The 19,818-nt window shown below is 46.1% G+C and carries 19 protein-coding genes and 1 tRNA gene; 14 read left to right on the forward strand and 6 right to left on the reverse strand.

The annotated features are described in order from the left end of the window. Nucleotides 1–734 precede the first annotated feature (734 nt). The 3 genes from QUA20_RS00130 (at nt 735) to mutT (ending at nt 2,852) form a co-directional block, all read left to right on the forward strand. Nucleotides 735–1,694 carry an RNA polymerase sigma factor, RpoD/SigA family gene (locus QUA20_RS00130; RefSeq protein ID WP_333097347.1) on the forward strand — a complete coding sequence of 320 codons (960 nt, stop codon included), beginning with the start codon at nt 735–737 and terminating at the stop codon, nt 1,692–1,694. Between the two features lie 223 nt (nt 1,695–1,917). Then, complete coding sequence (locus QUA20_RS00135; RefSeq protein WP_172187001.1) at nt 1,918–2,259, forward strand: DUF760 domain-containing protein; 342 nt, start codon at nt 1,918–1,920, stop codon at nt 2,257–2,259. Nucleotides 2,260–2,447: 188 nt separating this feature from the next. Then, entirely contained in the window at nt 2,448–2,852 is a 405-nt protein-coding gene (mutT, locus tag QUA20_RS00140; protein ID WP_333184163.1) for an 8-oxo-dGTP diphosphatase MutT, read from the forward strand. Nucleotides 2,853–3,017: 165 nt separating this feature from the next. Here the strand turns inward: mutT and QUA20_RS00145 are convergent, their stop codons facing one another. Beyond that, nucleotides 3,018–4,256, reverse strand: coding sequence for a histidine kinase (locus QUA20_RS00145; protein WP_333184165.1), 1,239 nt, complete (start codon nt 4,254–4,256; stop codon nt 3,018–3,020). A 53-nt stretch (nt 4,257–4,309) separates the two neighbouring features. Here QUA20_RS00145 and QUA20_RS00150 point away from each other — a divergent pair, with 53 nt between their 5' ends. The 3 genes from QUA20_RS00150 to QUA20_RS00160 all read left to right on the forward strand — a co-directional run bounded on the left by QUA20_RS00150 (nt 4,310) and on the right by QUA20_RS00160 (nt 8,906). Beyond that, complete coding sequence (locus tag QUA20_RS00150) at nt 4,310–6,034, forward strand: DUF2079 domain-containing protein (RefSeq protein ID WP_333184167.1); 1,725 nt, start codon at nt 4,310–4,312, stop codon at nt 6,032–6,034. A gap of 250 nt (nt 6,035–6,284) precedes the next feature. Then, nucleotides 6,285–7,472 (forward strand): glycosyltransferase family 4 protein, encoded by a 1,188-nt coding sequence (locus QUA20_RS00155; RefSeq protein WP_333184170.1) that lies wholly within the window; start codon nt 6,285–6,287, stop codon nt 7,470–7,472. Between the two features lie 189 nt (nt 7,473–7,661). Continuing rightward, nucleotides 7,662–8,906, forward strand: coding sequence for an MFS transporter (locus QUA20_RS00160; RefSeq protein ID WP_333184172.1), 1,245 nt, complete (start codon nt 7,662–7,664; stop codon nt 8,904–8,906). Between the two features lie 95 nt (nt 8,907–9,001). Here QUA20_RS00160 and QUA20_RS00165 read toward each other — a convergent pair. Next, nucleotides 9,002–9,075 (reverse strand) — tRNA-Arg (locus QUA20_RS00165). Between the two features lie 78 nt (nt 9,076–9,153). Here QUA20_RS00165 and moaC point away from each other — a divergent pair. From moaC to QUA20_RS00180, 3 genes are all read left to right on the forward strand, one after another. Beyond that, complete coding sequence (gene moaC, locus QUA20_RS00170; protein WP_333184175.1) at nt 9,154–9,675, forward strand: cyclic pyranopterin monophosphate synthase MoaC; 522 nt, start codon at nt 9,154–9,156, stop codon at nt 9,673–9,675. 88 nt (nt 9,676–9,763) lie between these two features. Continuing rightward, nucleotides 9,764–10,021, forward strand: coding sequence for a 2TM domain-containing protein (locus QUA20_RS00175; protein ID WP_333184177.1), 258 nt, complete (start codon nt 9,764–9,766; stop codon nt 10,019–10,021). A 64-nt stretch (nt 10,022–10,085) separates the two neighbouring features. Next, the gene (locus QUA20_RS00180) at nt 10,086–10,388 is read left to right on the forward strand and encodes a DUF3181 family protein (protein WP_333184179.1); all 303 of its coding nucleotides are present in this window, start codon (nt 10,086–10,088) and stop codon (nt 10,386–10,388) included. A 110-nt stretch (nt 10,389–10,498) separates the two neighbouring features. On the opposite strand, the gene murJ is transcribed toward QUA20_RS00180, so the two are convergent. Beyond that, a complete protein-coding gene (gene murJ, locus QUA20_RS00185; RefSeq protein WP_333184181.1) occupies nt 10,499–12,112 on the reverse strand; it encodes a murein biosynthesis integral membrane protein MurJ in 1,614 nt (537 codons plus the stop codon). Between the two features lie 67 nt (nt 12,113–12,179). Between murJ and QUA20_RS00190 the strand changes: the two genes are divergently transcribed. The 3 genes from QUA20_RS00190 (at nt 12,180) to sfsA (ending at nt 14,983) form a co-directional block, all read left to right on the forward strand. Then, nucleotides 12,180–13,352 carry a DUF3095 domain-containing protein gene (locus tag QUA20_RS00190; protein WP_333184183.1) on the forward strand — a complete coding sequence of 391 codons (1,173 nt, stop codon included), beginning with the start codon at nt 12,180–12,182 and terminating at the stop codon, nt 13,350–13,352. A gap of 81 nt (nt 13,353–13,433) precedes the next feature. Continuing rightward, entirely contained in the window at nt 13,434–14,147 is a 714-nt protein-coding gene (locus QUA20_RS00195) for a glutathione S-transferase family protein (RefSeq protein ID WP_333184185.1), read from the forward strand. Between the two features lie 113 nt (nt 14,148–14,260). Then, nucleotides 14,261–14,983: a DNA/RNA nuclease SfsA gene (gene sfsA, locus QUA20_RS00200; RefSeq protein ID WP_333184187.1), complete on the forward strand. Its 723-nt coding sequence runs from the start codon at nt 14,261–14,263 to the stop codon at nt 14,981–14,983. Nucleotides 14,984–15,067: 84 nt separating this feature from the next. On the opposite strand, the gene QUA20_RS00205 is transcribed toward sfsA, so the two are convergent. Then, nucleotides 15,068–15,355, reverse strand: coding sequence for a PEP-CTERM sorting domain-containing protein (locus QUA20_RS00205; protein ID WP_333184190.1), 288 nt, complete (start codon nt 15,353–15,355; stop codon nt 15,068–15,070). A gap of 48 nt (nt 15,356–15,403) precedes the next feature. Between QUA20_RS00205 and QUA20_RS00210 the strand changes: the two genes are divergently transcribed. Further along, a complete protein-coding gene (locus QUA20_RS00210) occupies nt 15,404–16,897 on the forward strand; it encodes an IS5 family transposase (RefSeq protein ID WP_333184192.1) in 1,494 nt (497 codons plus the stop codon). Between the two features lie 149 nt (nt 16,898–17,046). Here the strand turns inward: QUA20_RS00210 and QUA20_RS00215 are convergent, their stop codons facing one another. Continuing rightward, a complete protein-coding gene (locus QUA20_RS00215) occupies nt 17,047–17,574 on the reverse strand; it encodes a hypothetical protein (RefSeq protein WP_333184195.1) in 528 nt (175 codons plus the stop codon). A gap of 179 nt (nt 17,575–17,753) precedes the next feature. Beyond that, nucleotides 17,754–18,341 carry a Uma2 family endonuclease gene (locus QUA20_RS00220; RefSeq protein WP_333184197.1) on the reverse strand — a complete coding sequence of 196 codons (588 nt, stop codon included), beginning with the start codon at nt 18,339–18,341 and terminating at the stop codon, nt 17,754–17,756. A 101-nt stretch (nt 18,342–18,442) separates the two neighbouring features. Here QUA20_RS00220 and QUA20_RS00225 point away from each other — a divergent pair, with 101 nt between their 5' ends. Continuing rightward, nucleotides 18,443–19,762 carry a 3-isopropylmalate dehydratase large subunit gene (locus tag QUA20_RS00225; protein WP_333184198.1) on the forward strand — a complete coding sequence of 440 codons (1,320 nt, stop codon included), beginning with the start codon at nt 18,443–18,445 and terminating at the stop codon, nt 19,760–19,762. Nucleotides 19,763–19,818 lie beyond the last annotated feature (56 nt).

A 19,818-nucleotide genomic window follows, 5' to 3' on the forward strand; every position in this document is an offset into this window, starting at 1 on the left:
AAGCTCAACGGCAAAGAACTGATTAGACTTATTGCATAAATTTTTGATCTATAGGGAAACCGCAACGGATCGCAAATGCAACGCCGATTCATTTCAAGATTGGAGAGCGAATGCTTGCAATTCAAGTCTATGGGTCAATTGTTAATTGGTCATTATCTGTAGGGCGGGTTCATCAATATCTCTAACTTCAAATTTATACCCTTGGACAGACGGGTGGCCTGAAACCCGGTTTTTCAACCAAAATACCTCGTTACAGCCCGCAGATTCGGTAAAAAGCCCGGTTTTTTGGGTCCTTTGTGCGATCGTCAACTGAAGCTGCCGGGCATTTAAATTGTATTTTTCACTTCGCTGTGCCCCCAGCGTTTCCTCCCCCTCTACCAATCTCCCCCTCTGAGATGTGGCGGATTTTGTTTATATTGATGCAAACTGTAAAGCCAGGAAAGCGGATACTCTGGTATCAACAGTCCAGCCTGGCATGAAATAAATATGAAGAAGTGTAGGCAAGTGCTCTCACAAATGTTAAGATTCTTAACATAACGTAGTATTGTGCACACCCCAACCAAAACCTAACCTGAGACGGTGCTGACTGGGAGTAGTAGCTAGCTACCATAAAATTAAGCCTCTTTAAATGGAAGGAAAGCGCAAGTCCCCGCCCGCTTTCCTTCCCAGCTAAAGCTAGGGGTTTGCGACTACCGCAAACCTTTAGAGGCACAGATCCTCAGCGGGAAAAGCTCATGAAAACTCTTAAGTCCTCAGATACAGATTCTGTTCGCGCTTACTTGCGGGAAATCGGCCGCGTTCCCTTGTTGACCCATGAGCAAGAAATACTCTACGGGAAACAGGTACAGCGCTCAACCGCACTGCATCAGGAGAAAAATATTTTAGCCGAAGAGTTAGGCCGCGACCCGACGGCGGCTGAATGGGCACAGGCAGTTGGGCTGTCTGAGGCACAGTTGCAGCGGACGATCGAAAACGGGGAAAGGGCAAAGCGCCAAATGGTGGAAGCGAATCTCCGCCTGGTAGTGTCTGTTGCCAAAAAATATATCAAGCGCAACGTAGATTTACTGGATCTAATTCAGGAAGGCACGATCGGGATGCAGCGGGGAGTAGAAAAATTTGACCCGACTAAGGGCTACAGATTTTCTACTTATGCTTATTGGTGGATTCGTCAGGCAATTACTCGGGCCATCGCCGAAAAAGGCCGCACTATCCGCTTACCCATCCACATAACCGAAAAGCTCAACAAAATTAAAAAGGCTCAGCGCCAACTTGCTCAACAGCTCGGTCGCGCGGCCACGGCTGCTGAATTGGCATCAGAGCTAGAATTGACTCCCAAACAGATTCGCGAATATCTCGATCGCGCGCGCCTGCCACTTTCCCTGGACTTGCGCGTGGGAGACAATCAAGATACAGAGTTGGGCGATTTGTTGGAAGATACGGGTACTACGCCAGAAGATTTTGCCCTGCAATCTTCCCTGCGGACTGACTTAGACCACCTGATGGCGGAACTGACTCAGCAACAGCGAGAAGTGCTCGCCTTGCGGTTCGGTTTAGAAGACGGGCAAACCCTAACTTTGGCCAAAATAGGCGATCGTCTCAACATCAGTCGGGAACGAGTGCGGCAAATAGAACGCGAAGCTTTGACCAAACTCCGCAAGCGCAAGCAAGATATCAACGATTATCTCGCCAGCTAGCTAGATTGGGGATTGGCGATCGGACATTTCGCCCACTCGCAATCCCCAATCTAAAATCGTAAAAACCGCCGCTTTTAATTCGGTTGTGCCCACTTGGTTGCTACAACTGTCCTGCTACATTAGTAATTACTTAGTAATAAAGATCAGCAGCGATCGGATAAAGGTTATTTAATTTAACCGCCCGCGTCTAACATAACAAGCTGTCTCTGCAACGGAGGTACTCGTGAGCAACTCATCTAATAAATCCCCAGAATTCTTTGAAGAAGACGGAGAAAATGCCAACTTATTATGGCAATACGTGCAGTCCATGGCTCCCGACACAGTTTCTCAGTTGTCTAAGCCAACTTCTCACGAAGTGTTTCAAGTAATGGAGCGAAATATTGTTGGACTTTTGGGGAATTTGCCTTCGGAACACTTCGGGGTGACAGTGACTACCAGTCGCGAACATTTGGGTAGATTACTCGCCTCGGCTATGATTAGCGGTTATTTTCTCAAAAATGCCGAACAGCGAATGACTTTTGAAAAGTCCATACAAGCCAGTGAGAGACACGGCTCAGACGATTAGTAGATTCTAAACATTTAAGTGCTAAAAATGTCAAGACCCCCCTCGCAAGATGGGGGCTTAATATTTTAGATTTTAGATTTTAGATTTTAGATTTTAGATTTTAGATTAAATAATTGAATAATTATTGATATTATTCTTAAATTCCCAATTCGCAATTCCCAATTTCCAATTCCCAATTCCTAATTAATATGTCTCTTTCTCCTGTTGCCCACAAAGTTATCGGCGTTGCTGCAATCTGGAACGATCGCCAACAAATTTTGATTGACAAGCGCCGACAACACGGACTGCACGGGGGTTTCTGGGAGTTTCCGGGCGGTAAAATAGAGCCTGGGGAAACGATCGAAGCTTGCATAAAACGGGAAATTATGGAGGAGTTGGGGATTGTCGTAGAAGTTGGCGATCGCCTGATTACAATCGACCACGACTACACTAAATTCACAGTTAGACTATACGTGCACCACTGCCGCCACATCAGCGGGGAACCGCAAACGATCGAATGCGATGAAATTCGCTGGGTGACACTCGACGAAATTGACCAATTTACTTTTCCCAAGGCAAACGCACAGATTATTGCTGCACTGCGGAAACGTTGAGCTACATACCAGAAGTAAGAAGCAAGAAGCAATCTTCCGCAAGGGTTTTAGGAATTAAGAACGTCCTAACCGTCGGGCGCAGTTGCTGTAATATCAAATTCGGTTGCTACTGACAACTGTTAACTGACAACTGACAACTGTTAACTGACAATTGACAGCTAACTTTTATTTTTGGACGGGCAGAGTAAAGTGAAAACAACTGCCTCTATCGGGTACGGAGTCTACCCAAATTTGACCGTAGTGAGCGCGGATGATGCCTTGACACAGAGACAGTCCAATACCGTAACCGTCTGTTGATTTATCTCGCTGCAAGCGAAAGCTGTCTTCAAAAATGCTCGCGCAATCTTCTTCAGGAATTCCCGGGCCGCTGTTGCAAATGCTGACTTGAACTTTATAAGCGGTGCGGTGGAGAATTGAAAGATTAACAGTTCCTCGGTCTGGCGTGTACTTGCTGGCGTTGTCAAGCAGGTTGACTATGACTTGTTTGATGCGATCGGGATCGGCATAAACCAAGGGCAAATCTGCGGGAATGTCTGTTTCTAAGTTGAGACTTTTCGCCTGAAATTTGTCTTGAAACTGCAAGATTACATCTTGACAAATCGCCCCCAGTTCGATTCTTTTTGGTTCAATGTGGAGTTGAGCGTTTGTACCCCGGGCTGCTTGCAGAATATCTGTAATCATACGATCGACAATCCGGATTTGGCGGCGGGCTTGTTTCATCAAATGAGCCGCCAGAGTCGGTGTCAAACGCGACTTTTCTCCCTGTTTCACCTTCTGACTAGACTCCAAAGTCTCCAAAGCCAAAGATGCGGCCGTCAAGGGATTGCGCAAGTCGTGAGCTAGCATCGCAATAATTCGGTCTTTCAACTGCAACTGCTCTTGCAGGTGTTCTTTTTCCTGTTTGAGGCGAAAAACTTCATCAGAAAGCTGCACAATTTCGGCGGCGCAAGCAACCGAATAGATGGGTTTTGGGTCAGTCATGGCTTCAGCAAGAGCTGGGGCAGACTGTTGCTGAGCTGCGTATTCCTCTACAGAGCGCTTCCAGCGGGGCCACCAGTGTTCGAGTTGGGCGATCAAATTGCTGCCGGCGAGAGTTTGTCGCGGCTCGGGATGAATTTTGAGCAGCGAAGGAGTTGCTACAAGTTTAAAGTGTTCGGCTAAATCGGGCTGTTCTCCTACGTCGATGATTTGAAGCTCAAAGTCGCACTCTGCCTTCAAATCCTTTAGGGACTTGCGGATGTGTCTGGTCTGTTCCCTGGAAGAGGGACGCTTGTCTACGAACAGCAAAAGCTGTAAAAGCGGTGCGGAATTTGCCGGCTGTTCGGGAGAACAGTCAGTGCCGCTGGTGCCTGGTGTTGGATGGACGTTGTTGAGCTTTTCGATCGGGTGAAAATAATTGAGCATTGCCGAGCCGAGTTATTTCACTTCTACTTTAATTTAATACTTACTTTAGATTTATGCTATTGTCCGATAATTTCATTACAGGCGGGCAGATGATATTTTTGAGATGGAAGAAAAATGAATCGCTGCGGGTGGTGGTTCAAGTGGCGGCCGCCTTTTTTGTGCTGTGCCTGTTGCTGACGCTGCACCGCTACTACAGCTTTTACGCTACTTACGACCAAGGCATTTTCAATCAACTTTTTTGGAACGGCACTCGGGGTCACTTGTTTGAGAGTTCCCTATCTTCGGCTTTGTCCACTAATGTGGTTCACCAAAACCAGCTCCCGGAAGTATCTTACTATCGGTTGGGGCAGCATTTCACCCCGGCGCTGATGCTGTGGCTGCCAATTTACTCGCTGTTTCCCTCCCCCGTCACTTTGACTGTATTGCAGGTGACTTTAATTACGGCGGCTGGAGGAGTGCTCTGGGCTCTCGCCAGACACTATCTGGAACCGAGGCTGTCGGCGACAATTGTTGTGAGCTATTACTGCGCTAACGCGGTCATCGGCCCGACTTTGGGCAATTTTCACGATATTTGTCAAATGCCGCTGTATGTATTTGGCTTGCTGCTGGCGATGGAGAAGCGCTGGTGGCCCTTGTTTGGGATTCTGGCAACTTTAATTTTGGCCGTGCGAGAAGATGGGGGAGTTGTTTTATTTGGCGTCGGAGTTTACATGATTTTGAGCCGGCGCTACCCTCGGACTGGTTTAGCAGTCTGCATACTCAGTTTTGGTTATATGATCGTCCTGACCAATCTGATTATGCCTTTGTTTTCTGCTGATATATCCCAGCGGTTTATGATGGAGCGCTTCGGTCAATATGCCGATGGAGATGAAGCTTCGACTCTTGAAATTATTTGGGGAATGGTTAGCAATCCCGGGCGCTTGGTGGCTCAATTATTTACGCCGTTTTTTGGTAAGATTAGATACCTGCTTGGCCAGTGGTTGCCATTAGCTTTGGTTCCAGCTTTCGCGCCTGCGTCTTGGATGATAGCTGGATTTCCGCTGCTGAAGCTATTTTTAGCGAAAGGAGAGTCGGTGCTGGCGATTAATATTCGCTATGCGATGACTGTGGTTCCAGGGCTTTTTTATGGGGCAATTCTGTGGTGGGCCCAGCGTCAAAAGGAAGAAGATAGAATGGTGAAAGAGGAAAGAATGTTTTTGCGTTTTCCTTCTGCTTTATTTCCTCTGCCTTCGTCTTCAAAGTTTCGCCGCTTTTGGGCGTTTTGCATCTGCTTGTCGCTATTTTTTACCTTCACGTCTAACCCAAATCGGACTTTTTCTTGGATTTTGCCCGATGCGATCGATCCTTGGGTGCAGGTTCCTCTCGTCAGACAGTGGCAGCACGTATCTCAAGTGCGGCCGCTGTTGGCTCAAATTCCTGCTGATGCTAGCGTGGCAGCTACGAATACTATTGTGCCGATTTTGTCAAGCCGCCGGGAAATTCTCAGGTTTCCGATGTTTGAACTGCGCAATGATGCGGGGAAGGCCGTGAAGATGGAATATGTAATTGCCGATATCTGGCAGTTGCAGCAGTATCAGGCTGCGTTTCGCGGGGAACGGGGACAGTTGCGGGAGATCGTACCGGCGATCGATCGAATGTCCAAATCAGGAGAGTACGGAATTGTGGGCTTTGAAGACGGCGCGATTTTGATGCGTCAGGGTGCTGTTTCTAACTCTGCATCGGCTGCTGCTTGGACCGGTTTTCGCCGTGAATTGGAGCCGATTTTGAAGAAAGGGTAGGCGGATAGACGCGATCGCCATTGCTTCCTTCTGTGGCACAAATCTTGAGGAAACCTGTGTTTTCAGGCAATGGCGATCGAGCCATTTCCTGCAAAAACCCGGTTTCTGCATGATTTTCCGTCCTTGTTGCTGCCGCAAGTCAGGGATTGGGCATAAACTTGCGATCGATTAAAATTTGAGGCTGATTATCATACAATAAATCTGTCAATTCTAAACATTAAGATATATAAAATCTTTGGAGGGGAAAAAGATGAAAATTTTGGTATTGGCATGGGAGTTTCCTCCCAGAATCGTAGGCGGTATCGCCCGCCACGTAGCGGAACTGTATCCAGAATTAGTGAAGCTGGGCCACTCGATTCACTTAATTACAGTCGAGTTCGGCCACGCGCCGATGTATGAAGTGGTGGAAGGCATACGGGTGCATCGGGTGGTGGTGGGACACGCCAGGGACTTTTTTCACTGGGTAGCGAACCTCAATCAAAGCATGGGCAAACAAGGCGGCAAACTAATGCTGGAGGAAGGCCCCTTTGATATCATCCACGCTCACGATTGGTTGGTGGGAGATGCGGCGATCGCCCTCAAGCATACCTTTAAAGTACCGCTAATTGCCACCATCCACGCCACCGAATACGGGCGCTTCAACGGCATCCACAATGAGGGGCAGCACTACATTAACACCAAGGAAAACGACCTCGCTTACAACGCTTGGCGGGTAATTGTTTGCAGCGATTATATGCGGCGGGAAGTCGAACGGGTACTATCGACTCCGTGGAACAAAATAGAGGTAATTTACAATGGAATTAGGTCGGAGAAAAAACCGCGATGGCACGAATTTGACGCGATGAACTTCCGACGCCAGTTTGCGGCAGACGACGAAAAAATAGTCTATTATGTAGGAAGAATTAGCTACGAAAAAGGCATTGCTGTATTTCTGAATGCTGCGCCTAAAGTAATTTGGGAAATGGGTGGTAAAGCAAAAATTGTAATTGTTGGCGGCGGCAATACAGACCATCTAAAACATTTGGCTTGGCATTTAGGAATTTGGAATAAATGTTATTTTACAGGCTTCATGTTTGAGGAACATCTCGACAAATTCCAGACGGTGGCTGACTGCGCGGTTTTCCCCAGTCTTTACGAACCTTTTGGGATTGTAGCGTTAGAAAGCTTTGCTGCAAGGGTGCCGGTGGTTGTGTCGAATGCGGGCGGACTTCCAGAGGTGGTGCTGCACTCTAAAACAGGCGTTGTTACTGAGGCCAACAATCGGGATTCTTTGGCCTGGGGAATTTTGGAGGTGCTGAAAAATCCGGGTTACGGGCGGTGGTTGGTTGACAATGCTTATGAGGATTTGGAACGCCGGTTTAGTTGGCCGAAGTTGGCGATGGAAACCCAGTGGGTTTATGACCGGGTGGTGGAGGAAAGGGCTGAGGTTGATTGGTGAAACTGCCAGGGTGAAGATTAGACTCGGCAGTTGAAACCGCTGCAGAGAGTCAAACTTGTGCCCCTTTCTAAGAGACTAAAATATAAAGGGGTATTTAAACCGAATTCGGCAATCAAAAGGCAGGAAATAAAACTGCCGAAGTATACCTTACTTTGAGTGCATTCAGACAATTTAAAGGGAATTAGCATCTTGAATATTTTTAGGGACATAGATCCCCAACCCAGACGCGGCTTGCTGACTTTATTCACCGCAGGCCTGCTATTCTGGTCGAGTTTGGCTTCGCTGCTGCCAACTTTGCCGCTGTACGTTCAATCTGTGGGCGGCACAAAACAGCAAATTGGCTTTGTGATGGGTGCATTTGCGATCGGACTTTTGCTATCGAGGCCGCAGTTGGGTAAAATAGCCGACAGCAGGGGGCGAAAACAAGTTTTGCTTCTAGGCGCGGCAGTCGCTGCGATCGCCCCGATGGGCTACCTGTTAGCTCAATCTATCCCCTTACTCTTACTTATTCGCGTTTTTCACGGCATTAGCATTGCCGCTTTTACCACAGCTTACAGCGCTTTGGTAACAGATTTGTCGCCGCCAGGAAAGCGGGGCGAATTAATCGGTTACATGAGCTTGGTGAACCCTATTGGTCTAGCAGTTGGGCCGGCTATTGGCGGATTTGTGCAAGCTTGGGTTGGTTATATTCCTTTGTTTGCGATGTCGGCGGCTTTCGCGGCAACGGCTATATTTTTTACCTGCAAAGTTGCGGAACCTAATTTTGTAGGTTTAACAAAATCGGACTCGCTATCTGAGGACAAAAATAGCCAGAAATACTGGAAAATGCTCTGGAATCCTAGAGTGCGGATTCCGGCTTTAGTGTTATTGGTGGTTGGTTTAGTATTTGGAACTTTGAGCACTTTTATGCCTTTGTTTATCCAAGAAACCAAGGCTAATTTGAATCCGGGATTATTTTATTCTACGGCGGCGATCGCCAGTTTTGGTATTCGCTTAGTCACGGGACGGGCTTCGGACAAATACGGCCGCGGCTTGTTTATTTCTGCAGGCTTAATCTGTTATGCCGTATCTATGTTATTGTTGTATTTTGCTAACAACAGCAGTGCTTTTTTAATCGCAGCTTTGGTTGAAGGTTGTGCCGGCGGTATGGTTTTGCCGATGATGGTAACGCTGATGTCTGACAGGTGCGAACCTCATGAAAGGGGCCGCTTGTTTTCGCTGTGTATTGGCGGATTTGATTTGGGTATTGCGATTGCGGGGCCGACTTTAGGCTTTGTAGCTGAACAAGTTGGCTACAGAAATATGTTTGGTTTTGCGGCGGGACTCGCTGGCTTGGCTTTGGTGGTTTTTATTACTCTGTCTAGCAAGGGCTTGTCTAATTCGATGAAATTTGCGATCGGTCGAGGCAAAGATATTTATGCTTTGAATCAGTAAACGTACCAAATTAAAAAAGTTATGAGTTTTAAGTGGTGAGTTGAATTAATTTCTTAATTCAAAACTCAGAACTCAAAACTCATAACCTTTGATAATGGGCTTGGAGGGATTCGAACCCCCGACCTCATGGTTCGTAGCCATGCACTCTATCCAACTAAGCTACAAGCCCCTGTTGAGTTCAGATTTAATCTAAAATTGATTAAGTTCTTTTCTCACAGAATCTAACAGTAACACCATTACCAAAATAATGCAAGACCTTTCGCCAACTTTTTCTAAATTGCCCGATGCAGCACAGCTAACTCACCTCGACAGCAGCGGGGAAGCCCAAATGGTGGACGTTTCGGCGAAGATGCCGACTGTGCGACAAGCTGTGGCCGCTGCGAGGGTGCGGATGTTACCGGAGACTTTTGCGGCGATTGAAGCGGGGAATGCGCCGAAAGGTGATGTGTTGGGCACGGCCAGGTTGGCTGGAATTATGGCGGCGAAACAGACGGCGAATTTGATTCCTCTGTGTCACCCTCTACCGCTGAGTAGTGTGGAAGTGCAGGTGATAGCGGATGCTGGGTTGCCGGGGTATCAAATTCGGGCGACGGTGAAAATTAAGGCGGAAACAGGGGTGGAAATGGAGGCGCTGACGGCGGTTTCGGTGGCGGCGCTGACTCTGTACGATATGGCGAAAGGATTGGAAAAGTCGATCGCCATTGAATCGATTCGACTGGTGAGTAAAAGTGGCGGCAAGTCAGGAGACTATGAAAATTTAGAGGCATAAGTTTCCTGCCTTGAGAGGGATGCAGAATTCAAAAAGCTGCACTTAAGATTAAAATAGGCAGAGAACTACTAATATCAAGTGAAAAACTATGCCTCCTCGTTGGCCCCGCAAACCCGATCGCAATGATCCAGAGTACCGCCGTTTAGATGACCGGATGAATTTTGCTATCCACGTCGGTCTTTTTTCTGCTACAAATTCTGGTTTGTGGTTTGTTCACAATTTGCAAAAGGCTGATTGGCCTTGGGCAATTTCGGTAACGGGTGCATGGGCTCTAGTAGTTTTGGCCCACGCGGTTTACATTTTCGCGATCGCCGATTATTCGCCCCTCACCAAAGATTCTGGCTGAAGGCAGTGGTGTGCGATTTGTTAAGTCTTTTGATTGATAACAAATAACTTTCGGCTTTTTTGATATGGCTAATACTACACAGGCGATCGAATCCTTAGCCGCTGAAATCGGCGAAAATGTCTACATTGATATTGCCAAGTGGCATTTGTATCTCAGTGATGCCCACCTGCACACCGTTGTTGCTCAACAACTTTACCCGATGCTGGAAAATGGGAATATAGATGCTGACAAAGTGGGACAAGTTTTGCAAGGAATTCCAGTCAAGTTGGGCGGCGGCAAGCGAGAAGTGCCGCTGGCAGATTTAATTCCGATGCAGTGTCAAGTTCAGTTGATGGATGTGCTTGAGGAATTTCAGCGGAATATGTGATCTCAATTGTTGATTTGGACTTAAGCGCGATCGCCTTTTTTGGTCTTTTTTGATCGAAGGGGCGATCGCACTTTTGTTGATTCCTTGAATCAGCCGCAAATTTCCGATATCTATTTGCGAAAACGGCCGCGAATGCGATCGACAAACATATCAACTTCCGGCAACTTCATCTGACTGACAAACAGGGCAAAAACTCCTAACCCTACAAAACTTGCTACACTCAACTGCACTAATTGAATTACCAAACCTTCAGTACCCAAAACTCTTTGACAGGCTTGCAGAGTAGCCAAGGTAACGAAAGCAGTTAGAAAACTGCCAGAAGTTAACCCCAAAAAAGGCAAACTCCACTCCCGCCAAGGCAGGCCGCCCAGCTTTTTATCTAATAAGTACAAAAGCATAACCATCGAAAGAAGATTCACTCCCACCGTCGCCAAAACTAACCCGGGCGCGCCATAAGCTCCTACTAACAAATAATCCAGCAATCCGTTAAAAAAGATATTGATAATACTGACGCGAAAAGGGGTTTCTCCGTCTCCCAAAGCGTAAAATACCCGCACCACAACGTCGCGTCCCAAATACACAAACATTCCAATACTGTAAGCCATCAATATCGGCGTGACAAACTCCGAGGCTGACCGATCGAAAGCATAGCGTTCGTAAACAACGCGGACGATCGGCCCGGCAAGTGTTACCATTAAAGCGCTCAGGGGCAGCATCGTAATCCCCGTCAAAACTAAAGATTGACGAATTTTATTTTTTAATTCCGGCCAGTCTTTGGGTTCGGTGAGGCGAGAAAATATCGGCAAAAATGGTACTAAAATTACATTAGAAATGATGCCTAAAGGAGTCATAACTAACAACCCGCTGTAACCCATCGCAGAGGCAGCTTGAGGGATGTAAGATGCGAAAAATAGGTCAGTATAGACATTAATTTGCAGCATTCCTGAGGATAAGGTAGCAGGAACCATCACCTTAATTACTTCTTGCACTCCGGGGCGTTTAAAATTAAACCGCAAGCGCAATGTTCCCAAGCCCGCGCGCCACTGGGTTGCTAGTTGCACCAACCACTGCAAAACTGCTCCCGCTAGCGTTCCCCAAGCTAACACTAAGCCGCCAATTAATGCGTATTCTGGCTGAATAATTTTGTCTCCGAGTTGCAATGCGAGAATCCCTAAACCGCCGACAAGTGCAACGCTGGAAAATAAAGGGCTAATCGAAGGCAACCAGTACATATCGGCGGCGTTGAGAGTGCCGAAACCAATGCCGATTAAGCCTGAAAGTAATGCCATCGGCGCCATAATCCGAAATTGCTGGACGGCAATTGCTTTGATTTCTAAACCTTCTGCTGTTCTATTTAATCCCGGTGCCACCAAATCAATCAGCGGATCGGCAAAAATAATTAAAGCGACTGTCACCAACAGCAGCAAGCCGCCGACTAAGGTGGTGATAGTCTCGACTAAGGGCGCTGCTTCTTGTTTGTCGCGGCGGGCTAAAACGCTGACTATGGCGCTGTGAAATGGCCCGTTAATGCCTCCGAGCAAAATAAATAAGAAACCAGGGATGACGTAGGCGTAGTTGTAGGCATCGACGGCGACACCGACTCCAAAGGCTGCGGCGATCGCAATTTGACGCACCAAGCCGAAGACTTTGCTAATGAGAGTGGCGACTGCGACAATGCCGGCAATACCTGCGAGGGAACGAGAGGGCTTCTGTAATTGGGACACAAATGGTTACAAACGCTAATGCTAAAGGGATTCACTTATTTTAATAGCGAATCGGGAAAATCATATCATGAACTCAGAAAACTTCTATACCGAATTGCGTTTACTAGACAATTTTATCGATATTACTGACTTGCAGAACTTTGTTGACGTACCCGATGATTGGTACATTGTTATCACAGATATTCGCGGTTCTACAAAAGCGATTGAAGCTGGAAAATATAAAGAAGTTAACTTATTGGGGGCTTGTTCGATCGCTGCTGTTTTGAATGTAGCAGGCAAAATAGAAATTCCCTTTATCTTTGGTGGCGACGGCGCTTCTCTTTTAATGGGGCCATCGCTTTTACCCGCTGCCCAGACAGCTTTGCTGGCAACTAAACAAATGGCTGAGACTGAATTTGACATGGATTTGCGAGTAGGGGCTGTGCCCGTTAAAGTTGTGGTAACAGCTAATTATTCGGTTAAAATAGCTAAGTTTAAAGTTTCGGAAAATTACAGCCAAGCTATTTTGATCGGCGGCGGCTTAACCCGTGCTACTGAACTTATTAAAGACCCTGCTGCTGGTAATATTTACAGTATTAAAAATAATGGCATTTCTGCAACAGCCGATTTTTCGGGATTGGAGTGTCGGTGGCAGGATATTCCCAGCAAGTACGGGGAAATAGTAACACTGCTGGTAATGGTGCGATCGGATTTTGCTCAGGAGAGCAATCTAATTTATAGAAAAGTTTTAAAAATAATCGAATACATTTACGGCAAGGAAGATTATTTAAATCCGATAGATCGCCAAAATCTTAAATTGACATTGAATAGCGCCAAGCTGATTAAAGAAACTCTAGTTAGGGCGAGCGGTTGTAGTTGGTTAGACCGCCAGCTATATTTATCAAAAATACAGTTAGAAACGGCGCTTGGTTCGCTGCTAATGAATTTGGAAGTTAAGACAGAAGAGTTAGATTGGGGAGTTTATAAAGATATTGCGATCGCAGCTACGGATTACCGCAAATTTGATGATATGTTGAGAATGGTAATTTCGGGCAATGGGTGGCAGCGAAAAAATTTGACGGGGTATTTGGAAAAGAATTACCGAGAAGGCAAGCTGGTTTACGGTTTGCACGTTGCTGACAGAGCGTTGATGACTTGTTTGGTGTTTGAACGCAACGGCCAACAAGTGCATTTTATAGACGGTGCTGATGGTGGTTATGCTTTAGCGGCGAAGGATATGAAACAAAGAATGAATCAATAAGTAAGCCTACCTAAACTAAAAACCGTCGTTTCGTGCTATCATGCCTCAATCTAAAATCTCAAATCTAAAATCTAAAATCGAATGACCGTGCTGAAACTTTATCACAATCCGCTTTCGACTAACAGCCGCCGGGTTTGGATCGCCTTGCTCGAAAAGGATATTCCGTTTGAATTGGTGTCGCTCAAATTAAATGGCGATCAATTTCAACCGGATTTTTTAGCCATTAGCCCTTTTCACCACGTTCCTGTTTTAGCTGATGGGGATTTTCATTTAATAGAAACGCTGGCAATTCTTGATTATCTGGAAGCTAAGTATCCCGCGCCTGCACTGCTACCGGAGAATGCGAAAGCAAGGGCGATCGTCCGAATGGTACAAATGGTAACAGTGAACGAGTTGACACCGGCGATGAGTCCTTTGGTACGCCAGACTTTCGGTGGGGAAGCTGACTCGCAGCAGTTGGAGAAAGCACAGCAACAAGTAGCTACTGTACTGGGGTTTTTTGAGGGTTTGTTGGGCGATAAAACTTTTTTGGGCAGCAACGATGGAATTAGTTTAGCCGATGTTGTAGCGGGAGTTTCCGTGCCGTGGCTGCCGGAGTTAGGCGTGTCTTTGGACGAGTATCCTAAATTGCAGGCTTGGTGCGATCGGCTAAATTCCCGCGATTCTTGGCAAAAAACTCAAGCCAGTCCCGAATTAGTAGAAGCTTTTAAAGCCCAAATGAAACAGTTGATGAAAGGCAAGCAAAATCAGCCTTTGAATGAGGAGAGAAATGAGTTGAGAAAAGAAGATAAATAACAGAGAATTCATATATGTTAGATTCCCAATTTTTTGAATAAGTCGGGAATCCTGGTATTCTATTCTAGGTAAAATCTAAAATCTAAAATCTAAAATCTAAAATCTAAAATCGAATGACAGACTTAATTTATAAATATCCCGCTTTATTACCCGGAATTCTCATCAAGCGGTACAAGCGATTTTTTGCCGAAATCGAACTAACTACTGGAGAAATCATCACCGCACACTGTCCGAATACCGGCCCGATGACTGGTGTTTGCATTCCCGGAAATCCCGTGCTGGTATCTAGTAGCAACAATCCCAAACGCAAATTGGCTTATACTTGGGAATTAATTAAACTGTGCGACACCGAACCAACTTGGGTGGGAGTTAATACGGGTTTGCCGAATCGAGTAATTAAGTTAGCTTTGGAATTAGGCTTGTTTCCCGAGTTGGGTAATTACAGTTTAATTCAACCAGAAGTTGTTTACGGGCTAGACAAAAAAAGCCGAGTTGATTTTTGGTTGACTGGCGATACTAAACCAATTTTTCTGGAAGTTAAAAATACAACTTGGGCCAAAGAAAACTTGGCTTTATTTCCCGATACAGTCACAGAAAGAGGACAGAAACATTTGAGAGAATTGATCGAAGTTGTGCGGCAGGGTTCGAGGGCTGTAATGCTGTATTTTATTAATCGCGGGGATTGTACTGATTTTGCTCCCGGGGATAGTGCCGATCGCCTTTACGGAGAATTGTTCAGACAGGCGATGGGTGAAGGTGTAGAGATTTTGCCCTGTCGGTTTGATGTGACACCGGAAGGCATTCGCTATTTGGGATTGGCAAAGCTTGATGTGTGAGGACACGATCGTCTTATATTATTAATTTTTGTCCATCCACAATTAAAACCCGATCGCCATCAACAACCGGGCCTGGTAAAACTATCATTTAACCAAGAGCGATCGCCTCTTAATTTTGACGGCCAACAATCCCAATCCTGCAACGATCGTGGCAGCCATACTGCTAGGTTCAGGCACTGTTTCGGCAATACTGAGGGCATTAATTCCCAAGGCGCGATCGCCCTCAGAACTGCTATAGACGAGCCGCGAGATGTTGGCCGCATCGCTGCGAACGCCGAGAAATTGAGCCGAATTATCTAGGGTTTGCTGAATAAGCCGATCACATATTGCGTGGTCTGGGTTTTCGATCGCGCGATCGAGAATAAAGTGCAAGATAAACAGGTAAAATAGTTCAAAACCCGTGCATCACCACCTGCGATCGTGTACAAAAAAGCTGAGCTTGCCTCCAGCCCGCCATCCGAGTTTGAACTGCCTTTCGGAGGAAAGTTGTCTGCTGACAACCGTTGGGTAAAAATGGCCAAAATAATCCCGTGGTCTGAATTTGAAGCAGAATATGCTCAAAACTTCCCCACAGAAAAAGGGGCACCAGCCAAATCATTTCGGATGGCATTGGGGGCATTAATTATCAAAGAAAAGTTGGGAATTAGCGATCGGGAAACAGTCGAACAGATCCGTGAAAACCCCTATCTGCAATACTTTATCGGTCAATCAAGCTACAGCAATGAGCTACCATTTGACCCATCACTCTTAGTACACTTTCGGCAACGAATCAGTCCGAACCTAATCAATAAAGTGAACGAACGCACGCTCGAAAAAATGCGAGAAATCACGCCAGTTAAACCCGAAAAAAAAAAGGATTCGGACGGCAAAAATGAGTCATCCAATAGCGGTAAACTAATCATAGATGCAACCTGCGCTCCCGCCGACATTACCTATCCGACCGACCTAGGACTATTAAACAGAGCCAGAGTTCATACAGAAAAAATCATAGATATTCTGTATAAACAAATCAAAGAAAAAATCCATAAAAAACCAAGAACCTACCGTAATCTAGCGAGAAAAGACTACTTAGCAGTAGCCAAACAAAGACGGCCGACCAAAAACAAAAGAATCCAGGCAATTAAAAAACAACTCCAATACATCAAAAGAAACCTCGGTCATATTGAACAGCTAATCGATTTAGGTGCGAGCCTAGAAAATCTGAATAAAAAGCAATATAAAACCTTGCTAGTCCTCACAGAAGTCACTCGCCAACAACAGTGGTTACTTGACAACAATAAACAGAGTATTGAGGATAGAATAGTAAGTTTAAGTCAACCCCATATTCGTCCCATAGTCAGAGGAAAAGTAGGAAAAAGTGTAGAGTTTGGAGCTAAACTATCAGCCAGTTGTTTTGAAGGATATGTGTTTTTAGACAGAATGAGCTGGGATAACTTTAACGAATCAGGGGACTTGAAAGCACAGGTAGAATCATATCATAGATTCACGGGATATTATCCAGAGTCAGTTCATGCAGATCGCATTTACCGAAATCGGGAAAACCGAGCGTGGTGTAAAGAAAAAGGAATTAGGCTTAGTGGGCCGCCTTTAGGAAGACCGCCAGCAAATGTGAGTAAATCAAAAAAGAGGCAAGCTAAAGAAGATGAGAGGATTAGAAATGCAATTGAGGGCAAGTTTGGACAAGGAAAACGAAGATTCGGTCTCAGTCGAGTGATGGCAAAACTCGATAATACATCTGGTACAGTTATTGCAATTACTTTTTTGGTCATGAACCTTACTACCTGGTGGCGCCTGGTTTTTTGTGTTTTTTTATGTCTATTTGGAAACAGAACACCTGTTTTTGGGGTGAAGATAATCTTCCATTATATTTGGAGTGGATTAATACACAGAAGACTTATATTAAATCGAGCTTGAATATATCGATCGCTCCTGCTCTTGGTTGGCGATCAATTATTCAGCAAACCCTATCTAGTGCTAATGAGGATGTTCCCTGGGTTGAGAAACTGCCTAACAAATTATTAGCGCTGTCAAATGCCGAGATCGATGCAGTGAATAAAAATGTATCATCTACCGCTATTTGCGTCCCCGCTGCTGCTACGGGGCGATCGAAGGTAATCAATCGTCAGCGGGCCAGGGTTTCCTAGTGCTGGCGGCGGGCCTGGTATTAAGCCTGTAAACAAAATGAAATCGCCGCTGGCAAAGTTGGTGGGAATGCCTGGTGAAGGCAAGGTTTGAAAAAGTAAGGGAGGCGTCACTCCTGGATTTGCAGCTTGGGGAATATTGACATTAACTCCGAGTCCTTGTTCCGATGTGACTGAGAAGGAATTGGGCAATACTTTGAACGGCGGCTGGACTGGCCCTAAAATCGACCAATAAACGCGATCTGTACCTCCCAAGGCCGCGCGATCGCTCACGAATGTCAGATTAGCAGCTTCAACTGGCGGTGCTAACAGAATTAGCAGAGTGCCGATCGCAGTTCCCGCAGCGGATATTTTAAGCGATCGCGTTGTTTCTTCTATGAGTACAAATTCCGGCAGGCGATCGCTTTCCAATAGCTGCACTTTGAAGTGTTGAAATTTGTCACAAATCATAATAATTTCTCCAATCAACCTTTCCACAAATTATTACAAAAGTCTGGTCGCATCCAAACTGAATGTTTAAATTAGGTCGATGTCTAATATACTTTACATCCTGAGAATTCACTATAATTATTTAACAACACATAACATTACGCAGACTTTTGTAATAGTCGCTGTACTCAACATTTCGTTCAATCTGTAAATAATGGAACTTCCAGCACAAATCCAGGTAAAACATCTTCTCCAGAAAGTTGTGTTGGTAAAGAGCGAACCTCTTTTGTTTGTTCCTGTCGATAAATTTCTACCTGCTGATTCTGTGGATTAAACAACCAACCCAAGCGCACCCCACTTTGCAGGTATTCCAGCATTTTATCTTGTAAGGTTTGCAGATTGTCCGATCGCAAGCGCAGTTCAATTACAAAATCCGGCGCGATGGGGGGAAATTTCTGTCGTTGTTCTGGAGTGAGTGCTTCCCAGCGAGACAACTCTACCCATGCTACATCAGGAGAACGAGATCCTCCACCTGGCAATTTGAATAACGTGGAAGAACTAAACACCTTACCTAGTTGGGTTTGGCGATTCCAAATATAAACTTCACCGCCGAGATCCATCTCGCAACTACCGCTATCGCCGCCAACAGGAGACATAACAATTAACCTTCCTTCAGCATCGCGCTCGATCGTCAATTCAGGATTGCTGAGACAGAGTTGATAAAACTGCTCATCGGTAAATTGAACGCGATCGAGATTAACTTTTAGGGGTAACGTTAGCAAGGTCATCGTCATTACTCCCGATCTTTGAGACCTGATAATTTCTATTTTAAGATAATGTTTCGCTTACAATACACTTGTAGCATCTAATAAAAAAGAGCGATCGCACTATGGGAATGACCCTGACCGAAAAAATCTTAGCCAAAGCATCAGGCCGCACTAAAGTTGAGCCCGGAGAAAACATCTGGGTAGAAACAGATGTGTTGATGACCCACGATGTCTGCGGGCCCGGCACTATCGGCGTTTTCAAACGCGAATTCGGTGAGAATGCTAAAGTCTGGAACCCCGACAAAATCGTCCTCATTCCCGACCACTACATTTTCACCAACGACGAACGCGCTAACCGCAACGTCGATATTCTCCGCGATTTTGCCAAAGAACAAGGGATAAAATACTTTTACGACATCACGGATCGATCGGACTTCAAAGCAAATCCCGACTACAAAGGAGTTTGCCACATCGCGCTAGCACAAGAAGGTCACACCCGGCCCGGCGAAGTGCTATTCGGCACAGATTCCCACACCTGCAATGCCGGCGCTTTCGGACAATTTGCCACCGGTATCGGCAATACAGACGCGGCTTTTATCATGGGAACTGGCAAACTGTTAATCAAAGTTCCGGCAACCATGCGCTTTGTATTCAACGGCGAACTGCCGGATTATTTGTTAGCAAAAGACCTGATTTTGCAGATTATTGGTGATATTAGCGTTGCGGGTGCTAACTACCGGACGATGGAATTTGCCGGCGATACAGTTGAACGTTTGACGATGGAAGAACGGATGACGCTGTGCAATATGGTAATCGAAGCTGGTGGTAAAAACGGCACGGTTGCGCCCGACAAAACTACGTTTGATTACGTTACTTCGCGGACTGACAAACCCTTCGATTCATTTTACAGCGATGGGGATGCTAAGTTTTATAGCGATCGCACCTACGATGTCAGCAAATTAGAACCAGTCGTCGCCAAACCGCACTCCCCCGACAACCGCGACTTAGCCCGCAACTGTCGCGATGTCAAGATCGATCGAGTTTACATCGGTTCCTGCACCGGCGGCAAAACCTCCGACTTCCTGAATGCCGCCCGCATTTTGAAAGGAAACCAAGTCAAAGTTCCGACTTATTTAGTACCAGCAACTCAGAAAGTTTACGAAGATTTGTTTGTCACAAAATACGAGGGTCAAACACTTTCGGAAATCTTCTTAGCAGCCGGCTGCATCGAACCAGCAGCGCCTTCTTGCGCCGCTTGTTTGGGTGGCCCAAAAGATACTTTCGGGCGGATGAACGAACCCGAAATTTGCGTGTCTACAACTAACCGCAATTTCCCCGGCCGCATGGGGAATAAAGAAGCGCAAGTTTATCTAGCTTCGCCTTATACGGCTGCGGCTTCGGCGCTGACTGGTCACGTCACAGATCCGCGCGAATTCCTATAAGGTAGGGGCAATCCCCCCGTGGTTGCCCAGATCGGGGGTAGGCACTCTTGGCACTA

It is taken from the genome of Microcoleus sp. Pol7_A1, assembly GCF_036701085.1.
GTDB classification, from domain to species: domain Bacteria; phylum Cyanobacteriota; class Cyanobacteriia; order Cyanobacteriales; family Microcoleaceae; genus Microcoleus; species Microcoleus asticus.